Raw genomic sequence first — 24,865 nt, 5'->3', positions numbered from 1 at the left:
AGATTCTTTGCGTTTATTGCGCAAAGAATCTTTTTTGTCGTTTATGGGTTGAAGCATAAAAAAACAGGTAATGATTTCCGATATAGGAGTGGAGGCCTATAAGAGGCACGTTAAAAAGTTTTCTTCTGAATTTTAAGATGCAATGAGGTGCAGGTAATGATTAAGCTGAATACAGTTGAAATAATCGAAATTATAAAGAAGCAGATCCCTAAGGTTATGAACATCAAGCCAGTGGAGCTAAAGTTTACGGATGATTTTGGACGGGCTTCGTTGGCAGCGACAGAACACAAATTCACGCTGACGAACCAGCATTATTCTGCCAAGGTGATGGATTGCGTGTTAGAAACACAGGTACGCCCCATTTTAATGTGCGAAATTATTTATTTTCTGAAATGCGAGTTTATTGACGGACATGTTGATGTGCGACTGGATTATGAAGCATGTTCTGAGGAAGGACGGGGACCGGTTGCTTCAGCCGTAATTACCTTTGATCATGCAACAGAGTTGGGAGTCGAGGAACTGGCCGATCTGATTGACTTGGCGCTTCATATGAATGATAAAACCTGGTTTGAAGAACTCTCCAGCCAATATGTCAAAACCAAAGCAGGAGCTTCTATTAGATAACTTGCTTTTTTTAGAAGTCGGTGCTAATATACGTAACAAGTTTAATGTTAATTCAATTAAATAAGAGCAAGATCCTTCGGGGCGGGGCGAAATTCCCCACCGGCGGTGATGACATGTTTGTGGATCGTTTTTGTGAGAAACAGCATGGCTTAGTCCGTGACCCGGATGCTGAATGATCGGCAGAAGGTGGACCTGGTGCAAATCCGGGACCGACAGTATAGTCTGGATGGGAGAAGGATACGAAGCGCATGTGCATGACGTGACATGTGCCGATTTTTAGCATACTCAATTGTGCGTACGGCTTATTTCGTTGTAGGACAGCATCGGGCGATAGCTTGCTTAAGCTTTCTTTTTGATGGTGTTCAGAGCGTATTTGGTTGTATCCTCAGTCATGCTTTCTATTGGCAAACCTATGATTTCATGTCGTCTTAAGATGCATATGAACTGCGCTTGTATACTACAAATGTGACTCTCATCACCCCCATGACGGATTGAATCCGAACTGGGGGTTTTTTGCGCTTATAGCTGATGAATTAGGGATAAACTGAAATGTAGTGGAAAGGAGTGAAGGCATGTTTACCGGATTGGTCGAGGAAGTGGGTCGCATTCAAACTATTTCCAAAAGCGGTGAAGCGATGGTGCTGGGGATTTCGGGTTCCGTGGTGTTGGGCGATTTGAAAATAGGAGACAGTGTCTCAGTGAATGGCGTTTGCCTGACGGCGATACAGATCGGTACGAAAGACTTTAAGGTTGATGTGATGCCGGAAACCTTTCGCAGCAGTAATCTGAAAGAGTTGAGATCAGGCAGCCGAGTCAACCTGGAGCGAGCGATGGCGGCGAGCGGAAGGTTCGGAGGACATATCGTGCAAGGACATGTGGACGGGACGGGAACGATTCGCGGGGTAACATCAGATCAGAATGCAGTTGTGTTCGAAATTGAGCCTAAAAATCAAACATTATTTAAATATATTCTTCTCAAAGGGTCAATCACAATTGATGGTATCAGCCTCACAGTCGCACAGCGTACGAGAGATACCTTTGCCGTATCCATTATTCCCCACACCTTATCCGAAACGGCCTTACAAGCCAAACGTGAGGGAGATACCGTCAATATCGAATGCGATATTTTGGGCAAATATGTAGAACAGCTTTTAAATTACAGAGGTGCAGCGGAGGCGGAGAGAGTAGAAGAAGCTCCTCTCAGTTTGGACTATTTGGCGAAACACGGCTTTGCCTGATATTGAAGGGTAAGCCTGTTTAGGAGCATTCGTGGCACAAGACATAAGGAGGAAAGTGTTATGGATAGAGGTAGCCAAACAAGTGCAATGGCAAACGTCATAGAGCATGGCGAGTTGGAACATGACGAAGAGATTCGTTTGGATTCCATCGAAGAAGCGTTGGAGGACTTAAAAAACGGTAAAGTTGTTATTGTAGTGGATGATGAACAGCGCGAAAATGAAGGCGATTTTATCGCTTTGGCTGAAAAAGCGTCGCCTGAGGTCATTAATTTCATGATTACAGAAGGTCGCGGGTTGGTCTGTGTGCCAATTACACGACAAAGAGCCGAGGCCTTGGAATTGCATCCTATGGTAGAGCAAAATACAGATTTCCACGGTACTGCCTTTACGGTATCGGTAGATCATATGGAGACAACAACGGGTATTTCAGCGGCCGAGCGCTCCTTGACTGTACGCGCCTTGGCAGACGAAGCAGTTACAGGCAGTGATTTCCGCAAGCCTGGTCACATGTTCCCGCTGATTGCTCGCGATGGTGGTGTCTTGCAGCGTGCTGGTCACACTGAAGCGGCTGTTGATCTGGCCCGACTCAGTGGCTTCAAGCCTGCTGGGGTCATTTGCGAAATTATAAAGGAAGATGGCTCAATGGCCCGCCTGCCTGATCTGGCAGTGGTCGCCAAGCGACATCAATTGAAGCTGATCAGTATTCAGCATTTGGTGGACTACCGTCGTCGTTTGTCATTGTAAAAATACATCTTGGTTCCAAGTAATCTGAAGTATTGTCCGAAGTCCCTAAATAATTAAACTAAGAGAGGTTGATTAAACATGGCACGTTTTCTAGAAGGTAATCTCGTATCGAACGGTTTAAAATATGGTATTGTGGTAGGCAGATTTAATGAGTTTATTACGAGCAAGCTGTTAAGCGGCGCAATTGACGCACTTCAACGACATGGTGCACAGGAAGATGAAATTGATGTAGCTTGGGTTCCGGGTGCATTTGAAATTTCACTGATTGCACAAAAAATGGCTGCAAGTGGCAAATATGATGCCGTAATTACGCTGGGTACGGTCATCCGTGGTTCTACTTCACATTATGATATCGTCTGCAATGAAGTGGCCAAGGGTGTGGCAGCGAGCAGCCTGAAAACGGGAGTGCCCGTTATTTTTGGTGTAGTGACTACAGAAAACATTGAACAGGCTATTGAACGAGCAGGTACGAAGGCTGGTAATAAAGGTTGGGATTCTGCATTGGCTGCGATTGAAATGGCCAATCTCGGCAAGCAATTTTAATTATAGGAATAGCTGAATAGAACGCTATAAACTGCAAGGTGAAAAAGGGATTGGATTGTTAAGCAAGGCGATGACGTATATACTACAGAAAGAGGGATTGATAACGTAGAGCATAAGTGCTATAGGGAAAGGTATTGTTGAATGATGATTGGAGTAAGGCAGGGGGAAGCACATTGACAGTCGTAAATTACAAGCTGGAAACATTCGAGGGTCCGCTGGATCTACTGTTGCATCTGATTGATAAAGCCGAGATCGACATTCAGGATATCCCGATTAGCGATATTACTGATCAGTATATGGCTTTTTTGCACAGTATGCAGGAGCTGGAACTGGACATTACGAGCGAGTTTCTGGTGATGGCGGCGACGCTCTTATCTATTAAGAGTAAATTGTTGCTTCCCAAGCCACCTGTGATGGAATATGACGATTTGGATTTTTATGAGGAAGAGGATTATGATCCACGTGAGGAACTGGTCCGCAAGCTGGTGGAGTATCGTAAATATAAAGGGATTGCTCGCCATCTAAGTGAACGTGAGTGGGAGCGGAGTCTAATTTATGGCAAGGAGCCAGAAGATCTAAGCGCATTCCTGCCTACTGAACCCGTAAATCCGGTACATGGGCTGCATGCAAGCGATTTGGTCGCGGCCTTTCAGCGTGCTTTGCGCAAAGCAGAACGACGTACGACGGTAACTCGTGTTCATCGGGACGAAATTTCAGTCAAGGACCGTATCCGGCAAGTTATCGGAGCTTTAGAGATGGTGGGGAATGGAGGACGGCTGCTGTTCTCTAAGCTGATGCATGAGGATATGTATCGGCATGAAGTGGTTGTGACCTTTTTGGCTATCCTTGAACTGATGAAAATGAAGCAAATTTTCTGTTATCAGGAGAAGCTTTTCGATGATATTGTAATGGAGTGGAGAGGGGATTTACGGGTTAATGGATTATCTGAAGCTGAAATCAATTATTGAGGGACTGCTGTTTCTCGCAGGAGAGGAAGGGTTGTCCACCAAGCAGATCGCCGACATTGTAGAGCAGCAGCAAGAGCTGGTTGAACAGTGCCTGGAAGATATGAAGCAGGACATGGAGCAGGGGGGAAGAGGCCTGCAACTTGTCCGTATTGCCGGTCATTATCAGCTTGCAACTTTATCCGAACATGCACCTTACTTTGAAAAGCTCGCATACTCTCCGGCACGTGCCTCACTGTCTCAAGCTGCTTTGGAGACGCTGGCCATTGTGGCCTACCGCCAGCCCATTACAAGAGTTGAAATCGAAGAGATTCGGGGGGTCAAATCCGAGCGGGCCATACATACACTGGTCAACAAGGAGCTCATTGAAGAGAAAGGTCGAGCTGAAGCCATCGGACGGCCAATATTGTACGGAACGACGAAATCATTTTTGGATTATTTCGGTCTGGGCTCTTTGGCAGAACTACCACAACCGGAGTTGTTCGAAGATTCGGACAATTTGGAGGAAGAGACTCAATTATTGTTCGAGCGTCTGGAGAGCAGCCAGCCTGCAGCCAACGATCTGGATCTTGAATCCCAATAAAGTTCATCCGGATCTTGCGGCTCACTTATGTAAAATTTCAAATAGACAGCCAGTCCTCAAGTATTTAGGGGCTGGCTGTTGGTATTTAAGATGCATGATTTTCCGGCGAACGGTCATACTATTTTTGCCATGATATTTATAGCAAAAAGGTAGGGAGGACTCGCCAGTGTGGAAATGGATCAGTATCGCCATCATCGTCGTTATATTACTTGTGCTGGCTATTCTGCTCTCTCGTATTCGATTGAAGCTGGATATTGCCAAACATGACAATGATGATCGGGCGCATCTAGAGATCAGATTTCTATACGGGATGATTAAAATAAATTACGATGTTCCGGCCATTCTCATAACAGGTTTGAAAAAAGGGCTTCTCTATCGGCTTGATCGCAACAAAAACATACATAAAACGGATGCTTCCGTGGATAGCGGTAATATTGATACAGAAAAAATCAAGCAATTTATATATGATATACGGGTTTTGCTCAAGGGAACGAAATCCTTCAATCGATGGTTGCGACATACATTGGCACATGTGACGATGTCCAAAATGGAGTGGTCCACCAACATTAGTCTTGCTGACGCGGCTTATACAGCTACCTCAACCGGTATTTTGTGGGGATTAAAAACGACCTTGATCGGTTTTGCTTCCAGCTTTGTGCGCATGGATTGTACCCCTAAGCTGTATGTTGTGCCGTATTGGGTGGATCGCTTGCGTTTTACCACCACTTTGAACTGTGAAGCAAACGTATCGCTCGGCTATTTAATTTTCTCCATGCTCATCTTAGCTTACCGCATATGGCGCGTTCCGGGTGGACCCGAGGCATGGAAGCGGGTTTTTTTCAAAAAAAATGAAGATCTTCAAGCTAACAATGAAAGATAAACAATGAAGTGTGGTGAAACTTAATCTTTCTGAACTTTGGGATTTCAGTGTCCTCCAGATTAAGACATAACCGAATCGGATGACATACATATTTCCTTGAACCCTTGCGCACAATAGCGAAAGAAAAGGCAATCTACGCTTGAGATAAGCAGAGGAGGAATTAATCATGTCAGATCACCCGATTCAAGGGCTCATGCAAACCGCAATGGAAAACATCAAAGCCATGGTAGACGTGAATACGATTGTGGGAGACGCGGTGGAAACACCCGATGGTTCCGTTATTTTGCCAATCAGTAAGGTAGGATTTGGTTTCGCTGCCGGGGGAAGTGATTTTAACGTAGACGAAGAGGCACTTCATACTTCCTCGGCTTCCGGTAATCATAGCGGGAAGGAAGTTCATCCTTTTGGTGGCGGTAGCGGTGGTGGTGTATCTATTCATCCCATTGCTTTTCTGGTTGTTGGCAAACAGGGGGCACAAATCGTTCCATTGGACAATCAAACGCATCTGATTGAGAAACTCATTGACTCTACCCCATACCTGATTGATAAGGTTCAGTCTATCTTCCAGAATACAGGCGGCAACGTGCAGACTCCACCTCCACAGGTACCTGTAGATATTAATATTGATCAAAGTAATTCTGGACCGGCTTACTTGTAAAAGTCATTGGAAATGAAATGCGTTCTCTCCGGAAGGTATCCCAAAGCCGAGTATAGGCTAAGGAATACCTTCTTTTCTGCTTACACTTGGTCCTATCCCAGAATATACTGCCTTCCCCCAATGACAGCATGTATACGGTGACTGTATTCCTGGTGATACAAAGTATGCAGCGACAATTCATTTTTCCGAATTCCTTCGGTAGCGAACTGCGATAAGTAGATGAAGTCCGGATAGACCACTTCATTCGTCAAATAAGCAGATACCGTGGCTTCCGGCCGACGATGTTGATTCAGGGAATCGATAATACCCTTCGCCGGCAAGATGCCAATCCCATGTCCATAAAACAAGTCTTCCTTCAGCTTAACGACATTTTCACCTTTCCATTCCAATGTTTCAGACGACACATCCGGATTGTTGAAATACAGAATATCGCCAGGAGCTGCTTTATGACTCCCTTGCTGCTGTATGAGCCTGAGGTCACTGTCATAGTGCCAGTCATACAGCAGCATATCTGCAAAAATCCGATTAAACTCACTTACCAGAATGGAATCCAGCACTCCTTTGTACAGCACAATAACCATAGCTGTTGCACATTCAAAAGCGTATTGATGACCGTTTAAAAAAATGTCTCTGATCCCCTCTGCCGGAGTGACACCTGCTTTAATCTGAAAACCACCCTTTTCCGTTAAATCCCAAAATTGCTGGTTGCAACGTGCGGTAGCAAAAGTGGCAAAGGATACACTGCTTCGATGCAATGCTTCTGCGGACTCTACAATCCGCGATCTTAAAATCATTTCAAACTGGAGACGCAGCATGATGTAACCCCCGATCCATATTTAACTTTGCTAACTAATATATATGTACTCGGGAGGGCAAGTTGCTTGGTTTATGCAGAAAGAAAGCAAAAAGAGAGCAGCTAATGGCTGTCCCGTAAAGGAATTTTCTGTTATAAAGGTGGACATACTTTGAACAGCTTGGACATAGAATGGTACAAGACTTGCTCAAAACCGGAGGAATCCAAATGTTTAAAAAAAAGCAACACATTCACGCGGACCACAGCTATTTTTTGAATAAGGCACGCGCATTTGTTTTGCCGCTGGTGCTTCTGCTTATTTTGTCATTGCCGCTTACGTTGCTGAGTCCACAGCCCGTTCGGGGAGCGATAAAAACAGAAGCAGCGCCGCCCGCATTAGGAACCCATGCACAGGCTGCTTCTTTAATTGATGTCACATCAGGAAGAATCATTTATTCTACCGAGGGTGACCGGGAGCTACGTATTGCCAGCCTGACCAAGATTATGACTGCAATCGTGGCCATTGAACATGGACGCTTGCAGGACCGGGTAAAGGTGAGTCCAACCGCGTATGCCAAAGAAGGGTCCTCGCTTTTTCTGCAAATGGGTGAACAAATGTCGCTGGAAAATATGCTGTACGGCTTAATGCTCCGTTCTGGTAATGATGCCGCTTCTGCCATTGCTGAGCATGTGGGGGGGACGGAAGAGGGATTTGTCCATTTGATGAATGACAAGGCGGTTCAGCTTGGGCTAAGCCACACACATTTTGCTAATCCTCACGGGCTGGATGCCGAGGGACATTATTCCTCAGCCAATGATATGGCCCGACTTACTGCTTATGCGCTGCATAATCCAACTTTTGCCCGTATCGTAAAAACAGAACTGAAAAAAGCACCGAATCCCAACGATTCTTGGGACTACTCATGGCACAACAAAAACAAAATGCTGCGGCTGTATGAGGGAGCTGACGGTGTGAAAACAGGCTTTACCAAAAAAGCGTTTCGTTGTCTGGTCAGCTCTGCCACACGGGACGGTCGCCAGCTCGCTGCCGTTACCTTGAATGACGGGGACGATTGGAACGATCATGCACGTATGCTTGATTACGGATTCCGATATTATCCGCTCATTCCGATTACGGACAAGCAGCAACCTATCGATGGTTACCCACTATTAACAGGTACAAGCTTTGCCTATCCTTTACATGATGGTGAGAAGACCCAGTTGCACAAAAGACTGGTGTTGTATAAAAATTCTGCTTCTGCAGACAGAGCGGACGTATCTTTTGGCTTACGAGGGCGGGTCGAATTCCTTTTAAAAGGTAAACTTATCGGTTCTGTTCCTGTGTATGAAAAAGGTAGTAAGCTGCCTGCTCAAAGTACCGTACAGCCACAGCAAGAGGCTCCAACTGCACAAGATCCTGCGAACAATACTCAGCAACAAGGTTGGACGAGCAGATGGAACGAAATCCTAAAAAATTTGTTTGGAGCCTAGGGCAAGTAGGAAATTAGAACTGGGACGTGTCACATCATTGGGAAAAGGAGGAATCAGCCATGATTCATCTCATATGGGTGGCTTTGATTTGTATTGGATTTGTATTTGCTGCCGCGCAGGGAAATATTGAGGTGGTGACGAAAGCAGCTTTTGACGGGGCAACTACGGGGGTTACAGTGTGCTTTGGACTGATAAGTGTGCTGGTGTTTTGGATGGGCATGATGAGGCTGGCTGAAGATGGTGGGCTCTTACAGAAAATATCCAAGCTGCTTTCTCCTTTGGTTGCCTTTCTCTTCCCTGATGTTCCGCGTAATCATCCCGCTATGGGTTACATTTTGTCCAATATGAGCGCCAATTTGCTGGGTCTGGGGAATGCAGCCACACCGATGGGAATCAAGGCTATGCAAGAGTTGCAGACGCTCAATCCAGATAAGCAAACCGCCACACCAGCCATGTGTACGCTGCTCGCCCTGAATACAGCCAGTATTACGCTTATTCCTACGACGTTGATCGCGATACGGCTTAATTTTCATTCCGCACATCCGGCAGAAATCGTTGGTACGACACTGGTAGCGACCGCAATAGCCACCTTTGCCGCAATTGCGGCGGACCGTTGGTACCGTAGTCGAGAATTGCGCCGCCGTCCTCCAGCGATTCCGCCGTCCCAGACATCCTTGGCACCACTCACCTCATCAGCACCAACATCTGCTGCCTCTTCAACTACGCTGCCCGTATCTTCACCTGCCGTTCCGCGAACGGGAATCACGGCTACCAAGGGCAGGGACACCACTTGGAAAGGATGAGGGAGGCATGCTTAATTTTATAAACCTCGTATCGACTTGGGCCATTCCGGTTATTCTCGCTTTTATTCCTTTATATGCATATGCTAAAAAGGTACCTGTCTACGATTCTTTTGTGGATGGAGCCAAAGACGGCTTTTCTACCGCCATCAGCATTATTCCTCATCTCGTAGGCATGATGGTGGCGATTAGCATTTTTCGAGCATCCGGCGCTTTAGACTATTTGATCTCCTGGGTAACCCCATGGATTAAACACTGGGGTGTACCCGGTGAGGTACTGCCTTTAGGCTTGCTTCGTCCATTGACGGGCACAGGTTCACTTGCGTTCACGACGGATCTAATTCGCACTTATGGCCCGGATTCCATGATCGGTCGGATCGCCTCAACGATTCAGGGCAGCACAGACACGACGCTATATGTGCTAACTGTATATTTTGGTGCGGTAGGTATCCGCAATGGACGGTATGCTTTGAAGGTAGGACTATTTTCAGATGTGGTTGGTTTTGTGGCAGCCATTGCCATTTGCCTGCTTGTATTTTAATTTCTGTATCGTTTTTTGAACGGGGGTTGTGATTTTGCTCATGGATGGGTATCATTAGCATGAGGTGAATTAGCGAACATGGAAAGATTGCAGAAAATATTGGCCCAAGCTGGTGTAGCTTCCAGACGTAAATGTGAAGAGCTTATTCAGGCGGGCAGCGTGGAAGTGAACGGGGTTGTCGTAACTGAACTGGGAACGAAGGCAGACCCTGATCAAGATATGATTACGGTAAAGGGACGCCCGATCAAAACCGAGAAAAAAATCTATCTGATGATGAACAAACCTAAAGGAGTCATTACGAGTGCTTCCGATCCGGAAGGCCGTAAAATCGTGTCAGACTATCTGAAAGGCGTTAAGGAACGCGTATATCCGGTAGGGCGTCTCGATTACGACACCGAAGGACTGCTGTTGCTTACCAATGATGGCGAGTTCGCCAATCTGCTCACCCATCCCAAGCATCATGTGCCCAAGACATATGTGGCAACAGTCAAAGGCGTTCCGCATGGTACTGAGCTGGACAAGCTGAAAAAAGGAATCGTGCTGGAAGATGGCATTACTGCACCAGCCGAGGTAGAATATAAAGACGTAGATCCGAATGGTAAGGAGTCTGTGATCCAAATTACCATTTATGAAGGCAGAAATCGCCAGGTAAGACGGATGTTTGAAGCCATTTCACACCCGGTCATCAGACTCAAGCGGATTGCCTTCGGTGATCTTTTGCTACAAAACTTGAAGCGCGGTCTAACCAGACCTCTAACCAAGGACGAAATTAACCGTCTCATTCAACTTGCCAAATCAGACAACACGAAAAAGAAACGGACAGGACGGGGGTCATAACCCCGGCCTTTTTGGTGTAAAGAGACTGTTGGATGAGAGTAAAGTTTGACCAAGCACGGGAAAATAGTAAAATAGAGAGAATGGTTTTTTTAGCGAAGGGGCTGGGAATATGTCAGAACAAAGCAACCGCATATTAATTGTAGATGATGAAGAACGCATTCGCCGCCTTCTGCGAATGTATCTGGAAAAAGAAGGATATGCAATTGACGAAGCTGAGGATGGTGAGATAGCCCTCCAAAAAGCGACTGCAAGCGATTACAGCATTATTTTGCTCGATGTGATGCTTCCGGGGATGGATGGGATTGAGGTGTGTACACGGCTGCGTCAGACTAAATCCACACCTGTAATTATGCTGACTGCCAAAGGTGAGGAAGTGAACCGTGTACAAGGCTTTGAAGTCGGAGCTGATGATTATGTGGTTAAGCCCTTTAGCCCGCGAGAAGTCATTTACCGGGTGAAGGCGATTTTACGCCGTTCGTCTGAAACTGCCTTTTTAACGAAAGAGGCGGTACCAAGCAATAGTATTGTTTTTCCGAATCTTATCATTGAGCATGATGCGCACCGGGTAACTGCGGGCGGGATTGAAATCAGTCTCACGCCTAAAGAGTACGAGCTGTTGCACTATTTGGCGGTGTCGCCAGATAAAGTCTTCTCGCGCGAAGAACTGTTGAAAGATGTTTGGAATTACGAATTTTTTGGTGATCTGCGTACTGTGGATACGCATGTGAAACGGCTTCGTGAAAAGCTGAATAAAGTATCGCCAGAGGCAGCGGCTATGATTACAACCGTGTGGGGCGTAGGTTATAAGCTGGAGGTTCCAAAATAACGTGAACTTCTGGAGATCGCTGGTAGGCAAGCTGTGGATCACCATCATTTGTCTTGTAGGCTCTGTGCTTATTTTTCTAGGGCTTTTTTTATTGCCGTACATCAACAGAAATTTTGCGGCGTATGAATCGACGGAAATCAAGCATTTGTTCACCTATACATGCATTGTCGGATTTTTATTGACGACCTTTTTTGCCTTATTCCTTTTTACTAAAATCACACAGCCTATGCAGCTGTTGATTCAGGCGGCGAATGCGATTCGTGAGGGAAGGTATGATACTCGGCTTTCGCTGGTGACCAGTGACGAAATTGGAGAACTGGCGAAAACTTTTAATCATATGTCTACGGAACTGGAAGCAACGATCCGCAGTCTGAATGAGGAGAAAAACCATTTATCCAGCGTACTGCGAAGCATGTCTGATGCCGTAATCACCTTCGACAGAAGCGGACAAATCATCTTGACGAATCCGCCGGCACAAAGTCTGTTGGATATCTGGAAAAAGCTGGAGTGGCAGGAGCGTGATCTGGAGGAGTTTGGAGCTTCTGTACCTGAGCCTTTGCAGTCTCTGTTCCATACCGTTATGGACAGGGGGGAAGATGTCGGAGACTATATCCATGTCAAGAAGGGCTCCTGGTCGGTGCAGATGGCGCCTCTGTATACGGATAATGCAATCCGCGGTGCAGTAGCTGTGCTTAGAGATATTACGGAAGAAGTGAAGCTGGAGAAGATGCGGAGCGATTTTGTGGCCAACGTATCTCACGAAATCCGTACACCTTTATCTATGATGCAGGGCTACAGTGAGGCGTTGCTGGATGGCATGGCGGGTTCCCCTGAAGAATCCGAGGAGCTGGTACAGGTCATCCATGATGAATCATTACGCATGGGAAGGTTAGTCAAGGATCTGCTTGATCTGGCCCGAATGGAGGCTGGTCATACAGACATGCACCGACAGGAAGTGGATGTGAATGAGCTGATCGAGCGTGTTCACCGTAAATTTACGGTACGTTCAAAGGAACAGGGACTGACACTCGATTACCATGAGCAAGGCCAACGTTTACTGCTGCCTGAGGCAGATGAAGACCGACTGGAGCAGGTATTGACCAACTTGCTGGATAATGCATTCAGACATACACCCGGCGGGAAAAAGGTTACTATTGCGGCGGATCGAATTTTGGGAGAACGGCATGAGTTAATCCGTATTCGGATTAAGGATGAAGGTGTAGGCATTGCCAGCGAGGATCTACCTTATATTTTCGACCGCTTCTACAAGGCAGATAAGGCCAGAGTACGTGGTGAGGATAAAGGGACTGGTTTGGGGCTTGCTATTGTCAAGAACATTGTAGAGGCTCACGGAGGCTCTGTCTCTGCTGCCAGCGTATTGGGGGAAGGGACGGAATTTACTATTTTGCTGCCCATCTCCAACAAAACAAAGCTGGGTCTGTAACAGAATTATAAGCCCCAGCTGATATACCCGGTTTGCAGGCATCCTCGGAAGAGGGTGCTTTTTGTTGAAAAATCAACATTTATTTTGTTCAACGTGGAACATCCTGTTTCATGCATGATGATTGCTCTCATGACAGATAACGGTATAAGAGAAAAAGACGCCTGGGTAGCCAGACGCCTCTCTTTATTATAAAACCATGGACTTCTCAATATTGTCTGGAACTAATTTAATACTACTTCTTGGGCAGTATTTAGTTCTGGCAAACCAACGAGTTGAATCAGCACGTCTTTTGGTACGGCTTTATCGACGGTCAGGATCATGATGGCTTCACCACCGACAATTTTACGCCCTACTTGCATGGAAGCGATATTGACGCCGTTCTCGCCAAGCAAGGTGCCAACACGACCGATAATGCCTGGTTTATCATTGTGGGAGATGAGCAGGAAATGAGCTTCCGGTGCCACATCTACCGGGAACTGGTTCAACCGAACAATACGTTCGCCATAGCCTGCCAGCAGGGTGCCAGATACACGTTGCTCTTCGCCGCTCTGCGTCTTGAGTGTAACGGTAATCAGGTTGGTAAAACCCTTGGTGGCGGGCGCCTGAGATACGACAAGATGGATGTCACGTGTTTTGGCCAGATGTACAGAGTTTACAATGTTCACATCGCTGCCCAGATGACGGCTAAGTACACCTTTCAAAATATAACGTGTCAGCGGCTGTGTATCCACAGTGGACAAATCGCCAGCGTAATCTACCTGAATTTCACGTACAGCCTGATTCGTGATCTGAGCGGCAAAGCTGCCCAGCTTTTCTCCAAGGGAGAAATATGGCTGCAATTGCGTCATGACGTTGGATGGTACTGGAGGCATGTTGACCGCATTTTTAAAAGGCTCATCACGCAAAATATGCAGCACTTGCTCGGACACATCGATAGCTACATTCTCCTGAGCTTCGACAGTCGAGGCACCCAGATGTGGTGTGACGATAATTTTCGGATGACTCAGGAATGGGTGATCCTGTGCTGGCGGCTCTGACTCGAATACGTCAAAGGCTGCACCGGCAACGATACCTTCATCAATGGCTTCAACAAGAGCCATTTCATCGATAACTCCACCCCGGGCACAGTTGATGATGCGCATTCCTTTTTTCATCACTTCAAACTGTGGACGAGCAATCATATGTTTCGTTTCCGGTGTTAATGGTGTGTGTACGGTCATAAAATCTGCGTTGCGGATAATTTCGTCCACGCTCGCCAGCTTAATGCCCAGCTTCTCAGCGCGTTCTTCCGTTAGAAATGGATCATAGCCGAGGATGCTCATGCCAAATGCTTTAGCACGTTTAGCCACCTCACTGCCGATACGTCCCATGCCGAGGACTCCAAGTGTTTTGTTACGCAGTTCGACACCGAGGAATGTTTTACGATCCCATGTACCGCCAATGGTTTTGGCATATGCCTGTGGAATATGACGTGCTAGAGCCATCATCATCGCAAAAGTGTGCTCACAAGTCGTAATCGTGTTGCCGTCAGGAGCGTTAATAACGATAATCCCGCGTTGTGTTGCTGCTTCGAGGTCGATGTTGTCCACTCCGACCCCAGCTCGCCCTACAACCTTGAGGTTCTTACCTGCCGTCATGATGCGTTCGGTTACCCGAGTTTGGCTTCGAACGAGTAATGCGTCATAGTCACCAATAATTTGAACCAATTCATCCTCGCTGAGACCTGTGTTCTTGTCCACCGTGACATCGTCTGCATCCATCAGCTGCTGGATGCCCAGGTCACTGATCGGATCGGATACTAACACTTTAAACATTTGGTTTCCTCCTCAAAGTTAACTTCTTTTATGGACAGGATGTACTTCAAACTGAAATACATTCCATAAAGAACATGAAAAAACTTGAAATGCTTCTAAAAGTACAGGAGAGCGGTGTGAAATACTAGTGTGATAACGCATTGACGCAGAAAAGGGATAAAATAGTATTATGCACCAAACTGACGATCAAAAGTCTTACGCGGAGGCGCTTTGCGGTTTTCGGGCATCAAAAAAACCCCCGAATCACATACTATCTCCATAGTAAGGGACGAGAGTTATCGTGGTACCACCCTAATTCGCAGCCATTTCGCAATGGACTGCCTTCAGCGGTCATAAAATGACCGAAAGGATAACGGTTTTCTGCCGATTGCATCTAATGCCGGGAAGTATTCCACAGACCTCGGTGCAATAACTCAGGAGCGCTGAAAGTAGTTACTTCGTCACCGGCTTCCACCCAAGCACCGGTTCTCTGAGGACGAAATCAATACCTTTTCTCCATCATTGTTGTTGTCGCTAATAATTTTTTCATAATGTATCATGGCTTACATGGGCATGTCAATAGGACATGCGACATGTGTGGATAGCCGGCTAGATATATAGCTACAGAATGCAGAAAATTAAGATTTAAGTCTTCTTGAATCCGCCCGATTTTTTGGCTATGATGCTAAAGAAGACTATGCAGAGGACTAACTAACTATGAAAAAGCTTAAAATGAAATGGAAAAGAGCGCAAATTCATGAATTGAACGACCGCTTGCTGCTTTACAATTTGTATCTAACTCAGGGGCTGACCCTGCTGATTGGCGCAATCTGGATATTTTTTCAGAAAAGAAATGTGTTAGAACTATTTGCATTGCCGAACACTCTGCACGTCTTATGGTGGGGATTGGGATTGGCCGCCGCTATGTTACTTGTGGATCTGTTGCTATCCCGGATTATGCCTGAGGATGCTATGGATGACGGTGGTATTAACCAAATGCTGTTTCAAAATCGTCCGGTGTGGCATATTATTTGTATAGCAGCTATCGTCTCTATCTGTGAGGAACTCTTGTTCAGAGGTGCAATTCAGTACAGCTTTGGTCCTTATTGGACAAGCATTTTGTTTGCGGTGATTCATATCCGGTATTTACGGCATTGGATTCCCACTGGCTGGGTTTTTCTTAGCAGTTATGGATTGGGCTACATATATGTGCAGACCGGTAGTCTGTGGGCACCGATCATTTGTCATTTTGTGATTGACCTTATATCTGGCTTAGCGTTACGTTTTCGGAGGTATGAAGAATGAATCAGGAACTTAGCAGAGTGCAGACCTATGGTAGCCGTCGAAATGGTCGCAAAGGCAAGGAGGAGGACAGGTCAAAATCTAAACCAGTTCGCTCCCGTGCTTCACGGCCCGTGCCAGAATTGGCTCACGTTGCCGCTGTACCAGAAGTTGCTGTGACGATGGAGGATGATACTCCTGCCAGTGAGTACCGAACGCGGGCAGAAATGTTTCCGTCCCGCCGTATTCGGGTAAGCAAGTGGTTTTTAAATTTTTTGAGTACTCTTTTTGTGCTGATTACTGCAGCGTTACTGTGGTGGGGCATCAAGGGTGCACCACCCATCAGTGAAATGCTTTGGTAAAGGCGCAAAATGATACGGTAAAAAGGCCTCCGTCTCCGCATGAATAGCGGAGAGTGGAGGCCTTTATTGCATCATCTACAGTTAAGACTGAGTATACGCAAGTCTCTATTTGCTGGCAGGAACTTCAATACTTTGAGGATCAACAAATTGGTACCCCTTTTGCTCAAGGCGTGTCAATAGACTGTCCAGAGCCTCAGCTGTCCATGGCAGTTCATGCATCAAAATATTGCTGCCTGGATGAAGTTGTTCCGTTACGTTTTTGAGAAGTGCCTCCGTTTTATTAGGCTGATTCTTTTTCATTGTCCAGTCCAGAGAACCGACGGACCATGTCATGTATAGGAGACCGTTTTCCTTAGCGACCATGCGACCTACGTCTCCGCCGGCACCATGAGGGGGACGGAAGAATACGGGGGCTTGTCCTGTAATGTCCTTAACAACTTTTTGTACCGATTCAATCTGTTTTTTGACCTCAGGCTCAGATTTATTCTTCAGCACGATGTGATCCCAGCTATGGTTGCCGATGGGCTGTCCACGGTCATGGATAAGCTTAAGCAACTCAGGATGCTCTTTTACACGGTAACCGTTTACGAAGAAAATCGCTTTCGCTTTGTGTTTATCGAGTACATCTATGATTTTGTTAATCATGGCTGCTTCCTTAGGACCATCATCAAAGGTCAGTAACACGACTTTTTTTTCGGTGCCTTGTTGGTTAGGAATTACATTGTAGGCTTTGTTCAAGTGATACATTTTGTTATTGGTAGTTGCAGATGTCGCAGCTCCTGTTTCGTTGCTTTCGCTGGTTTTATCATTTTGTGCATTGGTTTTACCCGCTGAGTTATGATCATCACTGCCTGCTTGCTTACTGCTGCTTTTTGGGGAAGAGACGCTGCTCTGATCTTTGGCGCTGTTACTTGAGTCAGACGCTACCGAATCCTGCTGTTTGCTTGTTGCCGCAGATTCCGGCTTGGTTGCAGTGCAAGCACTAAGCAGCAGACATGCGGTGAACAAAATGGCTGCTGTTTTTGTACCCATTATTTCATCTCACCTTCCTGTATTTTATACCGTATGAGTTTGTCACTACTGACGAACACTATGCTTGATTCTACCACAAAGGGAGGTTCTAATTGTGAAAACATCTTCATTTTTCCTGGGAATCGTCTTGGGCGCTGTCGCAAGCTCCTTGATCTCCCGCAACCGCAACATGTTGGGCTTATCCATGGACATGGGTGGAAAAAAAAGCGGCAATTTAGTGCAGAAAGCCCGTACTAAAATGATGGACGCGGCATTCCCCGGAATGGGCGAGATAACGCTCAATAAAGAAGACACCCATAAGGATCAAGACCATCATTCACAAACAGATAAAAGCGCTCATAACGCCCATACCGCCAAGAACAAAGAAGAGAATATGAAGTTGATTAAAGACTTCATCAGCACAAGTCCCGATGTTAAACGTGAGGTCGAGCAAATTTTGAAAGAAACTCATACAGCCGTACCGGGATTGTAACCCAGAAACCTTTATTCCGAATCATTTTGCGGCTTTTTTGTAAAAGCCGTTCAAATGATTCTTTTTTTTATCTTTTTATTGCGTGCATTTACGATTATAAAATGATAACATGATTACATAGAACCATTTTCATCACAGGCATCATAATTGCATCATAATCTGTTAATAACACTCGGCTGCCAGGAGGAGGGTCCAGTATGAAAATAGAAAGATTAAGTCAGGACAAGATACGGATTTTCCTTACCTTTGACGATTTGAGCGAACGCGGTATTCAAAAAGACGATATGTGGCAAGAAATTCCAAGAGTTCATGAGCTGTTTACCGAAATGATGGATCAGGCATACAGCGAACTGGGCTTCGACGCCACGGGACCGTTAGCTGTCGAAGTCTTTGCGCTTCCTGCTCAAGGAATGGTTGTTATCGTCACCCGGGGAAAATACGACCATCAACAGTATGGTTCGGGTCCCGATGAGGAGCTTCCAGAGGAAGTCTACGAAATGGAAGTCACGCTGGAGCATAGCGATTCCATCGTTTACGCGTTTAGCGATTTCGAAGTACTCATAGAAGCGGCTCATATGCTTCGTAGTAACACTACGGAAGCAGGTAAGCTGTATCATTATAGAGGAAAATGGATTCTGCACTTGGAACCAGAAGAAGTAGAGGAGTCCAAGCTTGCGGCTTTAATTGCGGTTCTTGCTGAATTTGGAGAAGGCTCATCCGTTACACCAGCTATGTTGGAAGAGTACGGCAAGCTGGTCATTCCTGAGCAGGCAGTTGCTGTCATCTGCACTCATTTTGACAGCCGTTCTTGATTCGTTTTATCGAAAGTGATATCGAAGTGAATTTGTCGGCTCTGCGCTAAAAGCAGGGCCGACTCATTTTTATGGAGGGATGATCGGTGGTTCTGTTTTCGGTTTTAGCGGCAGCCACAGCGCCGGGTCTCGCCTTATTGATGTATTTTTACTTGAAGGACAGGTATGATTCGGAGCCACTGCACATGGTTATTAAAGTGTTTTTGCTCGGCTTTTTGGTGGTTCTTCCTGTCATGATTTTTCAACGCGGGCTGCTGCTTTGGCTAGGGGATCACACGTTAATCCAGGTGTTCGGCATTTCAGCGGGAGTGGAAGAGTTTTTTAAATGGTTTCTGTTGTATCACATCATCTATAATCATACCGAGTTCGACGAGCCTTATGACGGTATTTTGTATGCGGCCGCAGTCTCACTCGGATTTGCAACAGTTGAAAATCTGTTATATGCCTGGGCGGGCCATGCTTCGATTAGCATGATGCTGATGAGATCATTGCTACCGGTATCCGGTCATGCGATGTTTGGTGTAATGATGGGCTACTACATGGGGAAGGCCAAGTTTTCAGAGGGCTTGAGGAGCAAATACATGTTGCTGCTGTCATTGGTGCTTCCATGGTTCTGGCACGGAGTATACGATTTGATTTTAACGAAATTTTCGCATGACTGGATCTGGTTTATCATTCCACTTATGGCATTTCTATGGTATGGAGGAATGGCGAAGATCAGTCGAGCTAATAACCGTTCTCCTTTTCGTTTGTTAAAACGGGAAGAAAAGGTTAACATGTAACAAAATGGGGCACACTGATCTGACAAACCTGTTAGAGAAAGAGGTGTCTTTTTTTTGCGTATAAAAGTAAGAATTCATTGTAAAAGATGTGGGGAACGTTTTGTGCTGAGAGGACGTATAGAGCAAGGACAGATTCAGACCGGCTTTAAACGCTGCATTTGCGATAACTGTGAGTTTATTGTTGAAGTCATGGAAAACCATGCATAAGAGAGCATTCTTCTTGTCACACTATCGGTAGTGTACTTGAAGAAAGGAGACTCCCAATATGTATAAGCGACTTAGTGCCGTATTGTTCCCGGTGGTTACCCTGATGATGATAGGAGCATTTGTGTGGGGTTATCAGCAAAGCCAGATGAGAAAAGAGGTGTCTCTTCAGGCAAATAGCATGTCGATAAAAGCGGAAAATCAATACCAGCGTGCGTTTCACGATTTGTCGTTTCATATGGATCAGCTGCATTCTCAACTCGGGAACGCGGTTGCTGTCCATAATACTTCACACGCGATGCACCGCAAATGTTTGATGAACGTGTGGAGGATTGCAAGTGAGGCCCAAAATGAGGTTAATCAGTTGCCTCTGAATGTAATGCCTTTTAATCATGCCAAGGATTTACTGTCACATCTATCCGCGTTTTCGTATCAGACCGCTGTCCGTGATCTGGATCACGAGCCTTTAAACGAGAAAGAAATTTCGAACCTGAAAACGTTATATAACAATTCCAAAGAAATTTCGAAAAACATGCAGGAAGTGCAGCAAAAGGTCCTTAGCAAAAATTTGCGATGGATGGATGTAGATATGGCGGCAGGTTCGCAAACTGGTCCGAAGGACAACACCATTATTGATGGCTTTAAAACCGTGGACAAAAAGGTGGAAAACTACAAGGAGCTGGATTGGGGACCGTCTGTAGCCAGCATCTATGATAAACGCTCTGTGAAAAAATTGAGTCTCCCGGCAGTGAATGCAGAACAAATTAAACGAAATGCCGCTGAATTTACAGGAAAACCGGAAAGTCAGATCCGTGTGAACGAAAACGGTAAAGGAACGGAATGGGCATCTTATACAGCTACCCTGCTAAATAAGAAGCAACCCGTGGCCAGTATGGATTTTACGAAAAAAGGCGGCAAGCTTATTTCTTATCATGACATGAGAGCTGTAGGTCCTAAAAAAGCAACACGTAATGAAGCGATTCGCTATGCTAGTGAATACCTTGAACAAAAAGGTTACAAAGGAATGAAGCCAGTTGCGTATGATGAGAGCGGGAATTTAGCTAATATTACATTTGCGAGTCAACAAGGGGACGTGATTATCTATCCAGAAAAAATCACAGTCAGATCAGGCCTTGATAACGGACAAGTGATCGGTTTTCAATCCAGTGATTATGTGTATGAGCATAGTCATCTCCGCCGCATTCCGCAAGCGAAATTGAATTTGAATGCAGCACGAGCAAAATTGAATCCTGAGTTTCGTGAAACTTACCACCGTAAAGCTTTAATTGAAAATGAACTTTCGAATGAAGTTCTGTGTTATGAATTTGGTGGTAAAATCAATGGTTCCGTTTACCGGATATATATTAACGCCAATACGGGGATGGAAGAAACGATTGAAGAGGTTAAAGATTCAGATGAACCTCAGGTTACTGCAAGTAATGCGTAGTTGATTACATGAAAATGAATCAATAGTCACTCTAAACCTCCTTCATGAAGGAGGTTTTTTGTGCTTTAGTCATAGATCGAACAAATATAATGCTTAATATAGGCACAAAGTCGTGGTATTATATACCTTAATTAGAGCTTTTAATGGACAAGGATGGTGGATCATTTGTTTCCCAAAATTAATGATGTGTTATACATACAAGTGGCTGGTACTGACCATAAGGACGAGATTTTTGAATTTAAGTCTCGTATTGCAGAAGAGGAGCCACAGAACTTTTTAATTGAAATTCCTATGTCACAAACAAGTGGGCATTTGAAAAAATTGTTTCTAGGAGAAGAACTGTCTATATTTTTTATGAGCGAGGGTGGGATTAAAAATTATTTTAATACCCACGTTACGGGTTTTAAAGAGGATATCCTCCGGATGGTTCGTATCCACAAACCTGCTCCAGACAGCATCAGCAAAATTCAGCGCCGCAACTTTCTTCGGGTTAAGGCCAACTTGGAAATTGCAGTAAAGCATGGTGCGAACGAGTCCAGATTTGTAGCAGAGACACATGATGTAGGAGGCGGGGGTGTTTCTTTTCACACCCAGGGAACTCATCATCTTGAAGAAGGAGAATCATTGTCTTGCTGGATTTTAGTTCCATATAAAAACGGTACTCAGGAGCATGTTCCGTTCCAATCTGAAATTGTGCGCATTCAGCAGATGGAAAACGGTCGCAAACTCATTATGCTGAAATATGAGGAAATCGCTGATCAGGAGCGCCAAAAACTGATTAAATATTGCTTTGAAAGACAGCTGGAATTCCGGGGGAAATCTTAATCATCCGAAATTTTTCTTTTTTAGTAAACCTGTCGCTTATTTTGCATCGCCTATAAATGTGTGGTATAATTTTCACGTCGCAGGCAATGCCTGCTTTTTTCTTGAGGTTAGGTTAGGAGGAATTCCCTGTTGGCAAGGCAACATGTATCTTCAAGTAACAAAATAAATGTAGCCATTGATGGACCTGCTGGTGCAGGGAAAAGTACAGTGGCCCGCCTGGTGGCGAAAGCACTTTCTTATGTATATGTAGATACCGGCGCCATGTACCGAGCAGCAACGTGGTACATGATGTGTAAGGAAATACCTGCAGAAAATGTACAAAAAGTGCTTCAACATGTACCTGAGCTGGTGATTGAATTAGTACCGGACCCCACAGGCCAAAAGGTTTATTGTAACGGGGAAGATGTAACCACTGTGATCCGTTCGATGGAAGTGACTAGCAACGTGTCACAGTATTCAAGTATTGCCGGTTTACGTACACGTTTGACTGAAAACCAGCGTGAAATGGCTGCGCGCAAGGGTGTCGTTATGGATGGTCGTGATATTGGAACAACTGTACTTCCCGATGCGGAAGTCAAGGTGTTCATGACCGCAAGTGTTCAGGAACGTGCCTCTCGCCGTTTTAAAGAACTGAGCGAAACTGATGATATCACTCTGGAGCAGCTAGAACGTGACATTGCGGCACGTGACAAGCTTGACGAGGAGAGGGAGGTATCCCCGCTTCGTTGCAGTGAGGACGCCATCGTGCTCGATACGACTCAAATGGGCATTCAGGATGTCGTTGATACGATCGTATCTTATTGCTTAACGGAGAAGGATGGAGAGATCAGCCAATGATATATACTGTATGCGCCAGTATTTTGCGTCTCATTTACCGCGTTCTGTTTAGACTTGAGGCGGTAGGCAGGGAAAATGTTCCTGCTGAGGGTGGAGTGCTGTTGTGTTCTAATCATATTAGTAATCTTGACCCTCCTACAGTCGGTATTTTGCTGAAGCGAAAGGTTCACTTTATGGCAAAAGCCGAGCTGTTTAATGTTCCTGTACTGGGTCCACTAATTGGGAAACTGGGAGCTTTTCCAGTCAAACGCGGTGGTGTAAGTAAGGAATCCATTAAGCTGGCATTGAACATTTTGCGTGATGGTAAGGTTATGGGGATCTTTCCCGAAGGCTCCAGAGGAGCTGGGGGAATCGGTAAAAAGGGTGCTGCAAGCTTTGCGCTACGCAGTGGAGCGGCTGCCGTTCCGGTCGCCATTATTGGTGATTACAAGCTTTTCCGTAAAACGAAAGTGTTATACGGTAAACCTGTCAATTTGGACGCTTACCAAAAGGGTGCCGATATCGAAGGAGATCCGCTTGAACTTGCAACAGAAGCAATTATGTCTCGTATTCGCACGATGAAGGAAACGGGTAAGCCTACGAATAACTGAAAGGCTTGCATGAATTGTGTCTAAGCTCGGAAAACTAGAACAAAAGTTTATTTATGTTTTGAACTCTGCCATGCGCAGGTTTAAATAAATGGTTTTTTTTGAATTGAGGAGGGTATTGACATGTCGGAAGAAATTAAAAATCAAGAAGCTGCTGAAGCGGCAAATCAAGACGAGCTCGATCAAATCGTCTCCCTGAAAAAAGGTGACACCGTTAAGGGTACAATCGTGAAATTGGAAGATAACCAAGCGGTAGTAAGCATTGGATATAAATACGATGGAGTTATTCCAATTCGCGAGTTGTCTTCTGGTTTGGATAACGCAGAAGAAGCAGTACAAGTAGGCCAAGAGGTTGAAGCTAGAATTATCAGCATTGACGATGGCAAGGAAAAACTTGTTCTGTCCAAACGTGCAATCGACAGTGAAAATGCTTGGGAAAAGTTGGAGCAACTGTTCGAAAGCAAAGAAGTATTTGAAGTTGTTGTGAATGATGTCGTTAAAGGCGGCATCGTGGTAGACGTGGGTCTGCGCGGATTCATCCCTGCATCCATGGTAGAACGCCACTTCGTTGAAGATTTCAGTGATTACAAAGGCCGCACATTGCGTGTTGTTGTAAAAGAACTGGATCGTGAAAATAACAAAGTGATCCTTTCTCAAAAAGACGTTCTGGAAGCAGAATTCGAAGCCAACAAGCTTAAAGTAATGGCTGAGCTGAAAGAAGGCCAAGAAATCGTAGGTACGGTTCAACGTCTTACTCAGTTCGGTGCTTTCGTAGATGTTGGCGGCGTGGACGGTCTGGTTCACGTATCTGAAATTGCTTGGACTCATGTCGATAAGCCTTCTGATGCAGTTTCTGAAGGAGATCAAGTGAAAGTGAAAGTCTTGAAAGTAGATCCTGAAAAAGGAAAAATCAGCCTGAGCATGAAAGCTGCACAGCCTGGTCCTTGGGAATCGGCTGCTGGACAATTCAACAACAATGACATCGTAACAGGTGTTGTAAAACGTCTGGTTAACTTCGGTGCATTCGTTGAAATCGCTCCTGGCGTGGAAGGTTTGGTTCATATTTCCCAAATTTCCCACAAACACATTGGAACTCCACAAGAAGTTCTGGAAGAAGGACAAGAAGTGAAAGTTAAAATTCTTGAAATGAATCCTTCCGAAAAACGTGTTAGCCTGAGCATTAAAGAAACTGAGGAAGCTCCTGAAGCTGCTCCTAAAGCAGAAAGAGCACCACGTGCATCTCGTGCACCTCGTGAGGAACTGAATAATCCTAACGTTTCCCTCAATAATTCCGGTCTGAGCATTACGCTCGGCGAGCGTTTTGGCGATAAGCTGAACAAATTTAAATGAGTTTAAATCAATACATTTTATAATAAGCATAACGTACACCATCGGCGGACCCAGAGGGTTCGCCGATTGTTGTTACGTGACCATATCGCCAATAGGTATGTTTTTTGCTATGAT

At 45.4% G+C, this 24,865-nt stretch carries 27 protein-coding genes, 1 riboswitch and 1 other annotated feature; of the genes, 24 read left to right on the top strand and 3 right to left on the bottom strand.

Annotation, left to right across the window (positions count from 1 at the left end):
* The first annotated feature begins 156 nt into the window (after positions 1-156).
* From ACWGXJ_RS14995 to ytfJ, 8 genes are all read left to right on the top strand, one after another.
* Positions 157-624 carry an IDEAL domain-containing protein gene (locus ACWGXJ_RS14995; RefSeq protein WP_013310772.1) on the top strand — a complete coding sequence of 156 codons (468 nt, stop codon included), beginning with the start codon at positions 157-159 and terminating at the stop codon, positions 622-624.
* A gap of 68 nt (positions 625-692) precedes the next feature.
* Positions 693-866: riboswitch (FMN riboswitch) on the top strand.
* 330 nt (positions 867-1,196) lie between these two features.
* Positions 1,197-1,862, top strand: coding sequence for a riboflavin synthase (gene ribE / locus ACWGXJ_RS14990; protein ID WP_165177259.1), 666 nt, complete (start codon positions 1,197-1,199; stop codon positions 1,860-1,862).
* A 60-nt stretch (positions 1,863-1,922) separates the two neighbouring features.
* Positions 1,923-2,606, top strand: a complete 684-nt coding sequence (ribB, locus tag ACWGXJ_RS14985) for a 3,4-dihydroxy-2-butanone-4-phosphate synthase (RefSeq protein ID WP_029517303.1) — start codon at positions 1,923-1,925, stop codon at positions 2,604-2,606.
* A 78-nt stretch (positions 2,607-2,684) separates the two neighbouring features.
* Entirely contained in the window at positions 2,685-3,149 is a 465-nt protein-coding gene (gene ribH, locus ACWGXJ_RS14980) for a 6,7-dimethyl-8-ribityllumazine synthase (RefSeq protein WP_023989205.1), read from the top strand.
* A 173-nt stretch (positions 3,150-3,322) separates the two neighbouring features.
* Entirely contained in the window at positions 3,323-4,117 is a 795-nt protein-coding gene (locus ACWGXJ_RS14975) for a segregation and condensation protein A (RefSeq protein ID WP_029517304.1), read from the top strand.
* Positions 4,086-4,697 (top strand): SMC-Scp complex subunit ScpB, encoded by a 612-nt coding sequence (gene scpB / locus ACWGXJ_RS14970; RefSeq protein WP_452567068.1) that lies wholly within the window; start codon positions 4,086-4,088, stop codon positions 4,695-4,697. Before ACWGXJ_RS14975 ends, scpB begins: the two co-directional genes overlap by 32 nt.
* A 166-nt stretch (positions 4,698-4,863) precedes the next feature.
* Positions 4,864-5,577 (top strand): DUF2953 domain-containing protein, encoded by a 714-nt coding sequence (locus tag ACWGXJ_RS14965; protein WP_061829235.1) that lies wholly within the window; start codon positions 4,864-4,866, stop codon positions 5,575-5,577.
* A gap of 166 nt (positions 5,578-5,743) precedes the next feature.
* On the top strand, positions 5,744-6,235 hold the full coding sequence (gene ytfJ / locus ACWGXJ_RS14960; protein WP_254351441.1) for a GerW family sporulation protein: 492 nt from the start codon (positions 5,744-5,746) through the stop codon (positions 6,233-6,235).
* 92 nt (positions 6,236-6,327) lie between these two features.
* Here the strand turns inward: ytfJ and ACWGXJ_RS14955 are convergent, their stop codons facing one another.
* Positions 6,328-7,050, bottom strand: coding sequence for a protein-glutamine gamma-glutamyltransferase (locus ACWGXJ_RS14955; protein ID WP_452567067.1), 723 nt, complete (start codon positions 7,048-7,050; stop codon positions 6,328-6,330).
* Positions 7,051-7,256: 206 nt separating this feature from the next.
* Between ACWGXJ_RS14955 and ACWGXJ_RS14950 the strand changes: the two genes are divergently transcribed.
* From ACWGXJ_RS14950 to ACWGXJ_RS14925, 6 genes are all read left to right on the top strand, one after another.
* Positions 7,257-8,519 (top strand): D-alanyl-D-alanine carboxypeptidase family protein, encoded by a 1,263-nt coding sequence (locus ACWGXJ_RS14950; RefSeq protein WP_452567066.1) that lies wholly within the window; start codon positions 7,257-7,259, stop codon positions 8,517-8,519.
* 59 nt (positions 8,520-8,578) lie between these two features.
* A complete protein-coding gene (locus ACWGXJ_RS14945) occupies positions 8,579-9,322 on the top strand; it encodes a nucleoside recognition domain-containing protein (protein WP_452567065.1) in 744 nt (247 codons plus the stop codon).
* A gap of 7 nt (positions 9,323-9,329) precedes the next feature.
* A complete protein-coding gene (locus tag ACWGXJ_RS14940) occupies positions 9,330-9,860 on the top strand; it encodes a spore maturation protein (protein ID WP_013310760.1) in 531 nt (176 codons plus the stop codon).
* A gap of 78 nt (positions 9,861-9,938) precedes the next feature.
* Entirely contained in the window at positions 9,939-10,697 is a 759-nt protein-coding gene (locus tag ACWGXJ_RS14935; RefSeq protein ID WP_023989197.1) for a pseudouridine synthase, read from the top strand.
* A 109-nt stretch (positions 10,698-10,806) separates the two neighbouring features.
* Entirely contained in the window at positions 10,807-11,523 is a 717-nt protein-coding gene (locus tag ACWGXJ_RS14930) for a response regulator transcription factor (protein ID WP_039271023.1), read from the top strand.
* Position 11,524: 1 nt separating this feature from the next.
* Positions 11,525-12,967, top strand: coding sequence for an ATP-binding protein (locus tag ACWGXJ_RS14925; protein WP_071641423.1), 1,443 nt, complete (start codon positions 11,525-11,527; stop codon positions 12,965-12,967).
* Positions 12,968-13,188: 221 nt separating this feature from the next.
* On the opposite strand, the gene serA is transcribed toward ACWGXJ_RS14925, so the two are convergent.
* Positions 13,189-14,781 (bottom strand): phosphoglycerate dehydrogenase, encoded by a 1,593-nt coding sequence (gene serA / locus ACWGXJ_RS14920; RefSeq protein ID WP_452567064.1) that lies wholly within the window; start codon positions 14,779-14,781, stop codon positions 13,189-13,191.
* 261 nt (positions 14,782-15,042) lie between these two features.
* Positions 15,043-15,292 (bottom strand) — a binding site (T-box leader).
* Between the two features lie 185 nt (positions 15,293-15,477).
* On the opposite strand from serA, the gene ACWGXJ_RS14915 reads away from it, so the two are divergent.
* Entirely contained in the window at positions 15,478-16,065 is a 588-nt protein-coding gene (locus ACWGXJ_RS14915) for a type II CAAX endopeptidase family protein (protein ID WP_039271027.1), read from the top strand.
* On the top strand, positions 16,062-16,403 hold the full coding sequence (locus tag ACWGXJ_RS14910; protein WP_039271029.1) for a hypothetical protein: 342 nt from the start codon (positions 16,062-16,064) through the stop codon (positions 16,401-16,403). The genes ACWGXJ_RS14915 and ACWGXJ_RS14910 overlap by 4 nt, the downstream gene beginning before the upstream one ends.
* A 105-nt stretch (positions 16,404-16,508) precedes the next feature.
* Here ACWGXJ_RS14910 and ACWGXJ_RS14905 read toward each other — a convergent pair whose 3' ends face one another.
* Positions 16,509-17,435, bottom strand: coding sequence for a polysaccharide deacetylase family protein (locus tag ACWGXJ_RS14905; protein WP_254351447.1), 927 nt, complete (start codon positions 17,433-17,435; stop codon positions 16,509-16,511).
* Between the two features lie 94 nt (positions 17,436-17,529).
* Between ACWGXJ_RS14905 and ACWGXJ_RS14900 the strand changes: the two genes are divergently transcribed.
* The 8 genes from ACWGXJ_RS14900 to rpsA all read left to right on the top strand — a co-directional run bounded on the left by ACWGXJ_RS14900 (position 17,530) and on the right by rpsA (position 24,751).
* Entirely contained in the window at positions 17,530-17,907 is a 378-nt protein-coding gene (locus ACWGXJ_RS14900) for a hypothetical protein (RefSeq protein ID WP_452567063.1), read from the top strand.
* Between the two features lie 197 nt (positions 17,908-18,104).
* A complete protein-coding gene (locus ACWGXJ_RS14895) occupies positions 18,105-18,719 on the top strand; it encodes a genetic competence negative regulator (protein ID WP_013310751.1) in 615 nt (204 codons plus the stop codon).
* A gap of 86 nt (positions 18,720-18,805) precedes the next feature.
* Positions 18,806-19,501, top strand: a complete 696-nt coding sequence (prsW, locus tag ACWGXJ_RS14890) for a glutamic-type intramembrane protease PrsW (protein ID WP_452567062.1) — start codon at positions 18,806-18,808, stop codon at positions 19,499-19,501.
* A 265-nt stretch (positions 19,502-19,766) separates the two neighbouring features.
* Positions 19,767-21,152: a germination protein YpeB gene (ypeB, locus tag ACWGXJ_RS14885; RefSeq protein ID WP_061829227.1), complete on the top strand. Its 1,386-nt coding sequence runs from the start codon at positions 19,767-19,769 to the stop codon at positions 21,150-21,152.
* A gap of 165 nt (positions 21,153-21,317) precedes the next feature.
* Positions 21,318-21,977, top strand: a complete 660-nt coding sequence (locus tag ACWGXJ_RS14880) for a flagellar brake protein (protein WP_069289830.1) — start codon at positions 21,318-21,320, stop codon at positions 21,975-21,977.
* Between the two features lie 129 nt (positions 21,978-22,106).
* Positions 22,107-22,814 carry a (d)CMP kinase gene (gene cmk, locus ACWGXJ_RS14875; RefSeq protein WP_250261094.1) on the top strand — a complete coding sequence of 236 codons (708 nt, stop codon included), beginning with the start codon at positions 22,107-22,109 and terminating at the stop codon, positions 22,812-22,814.
* Positions 22,811-23,404: a lysophospholipid acyltransferase family protein gene (locus ACWGXJ_RS14870; protein WP_013310746.1), complete on the top strand. Its 594-nt coding sequence runs from the start codon at positions 22,811-22,813 to the stop codon at positions 23,402-23,404. The genes cmk and ACWGXJ_RS14870 overlap by 4 nt, the downstream gene beginning before the upstream one ends.
* Before the next feature lie 120 nt (positions 23,405-23,524).
* Positions 23,525-24,751, top strand: coding sequence for a 30S ribosomal protein S1 (gene rpsA / locus ACWGXJ_RS14865; RefSeq protein ID WP_013371699.1), 1,227 nt, complete (start codon positions 23,525-23,527; stop codon positions 24,749-24,751).
* Positions 24,752-24,865: the final 114 nt, after the last annotated feature.

The sequence above is a fragment of the Paenibacillus sp. S33 genome, from assembly GCF_053615415.1.
The sequence above is the reverse complement of the archived record's forward strand: the minus strand, read 5'-3'. Positions and strand labels throughout refer to the sequence as shown.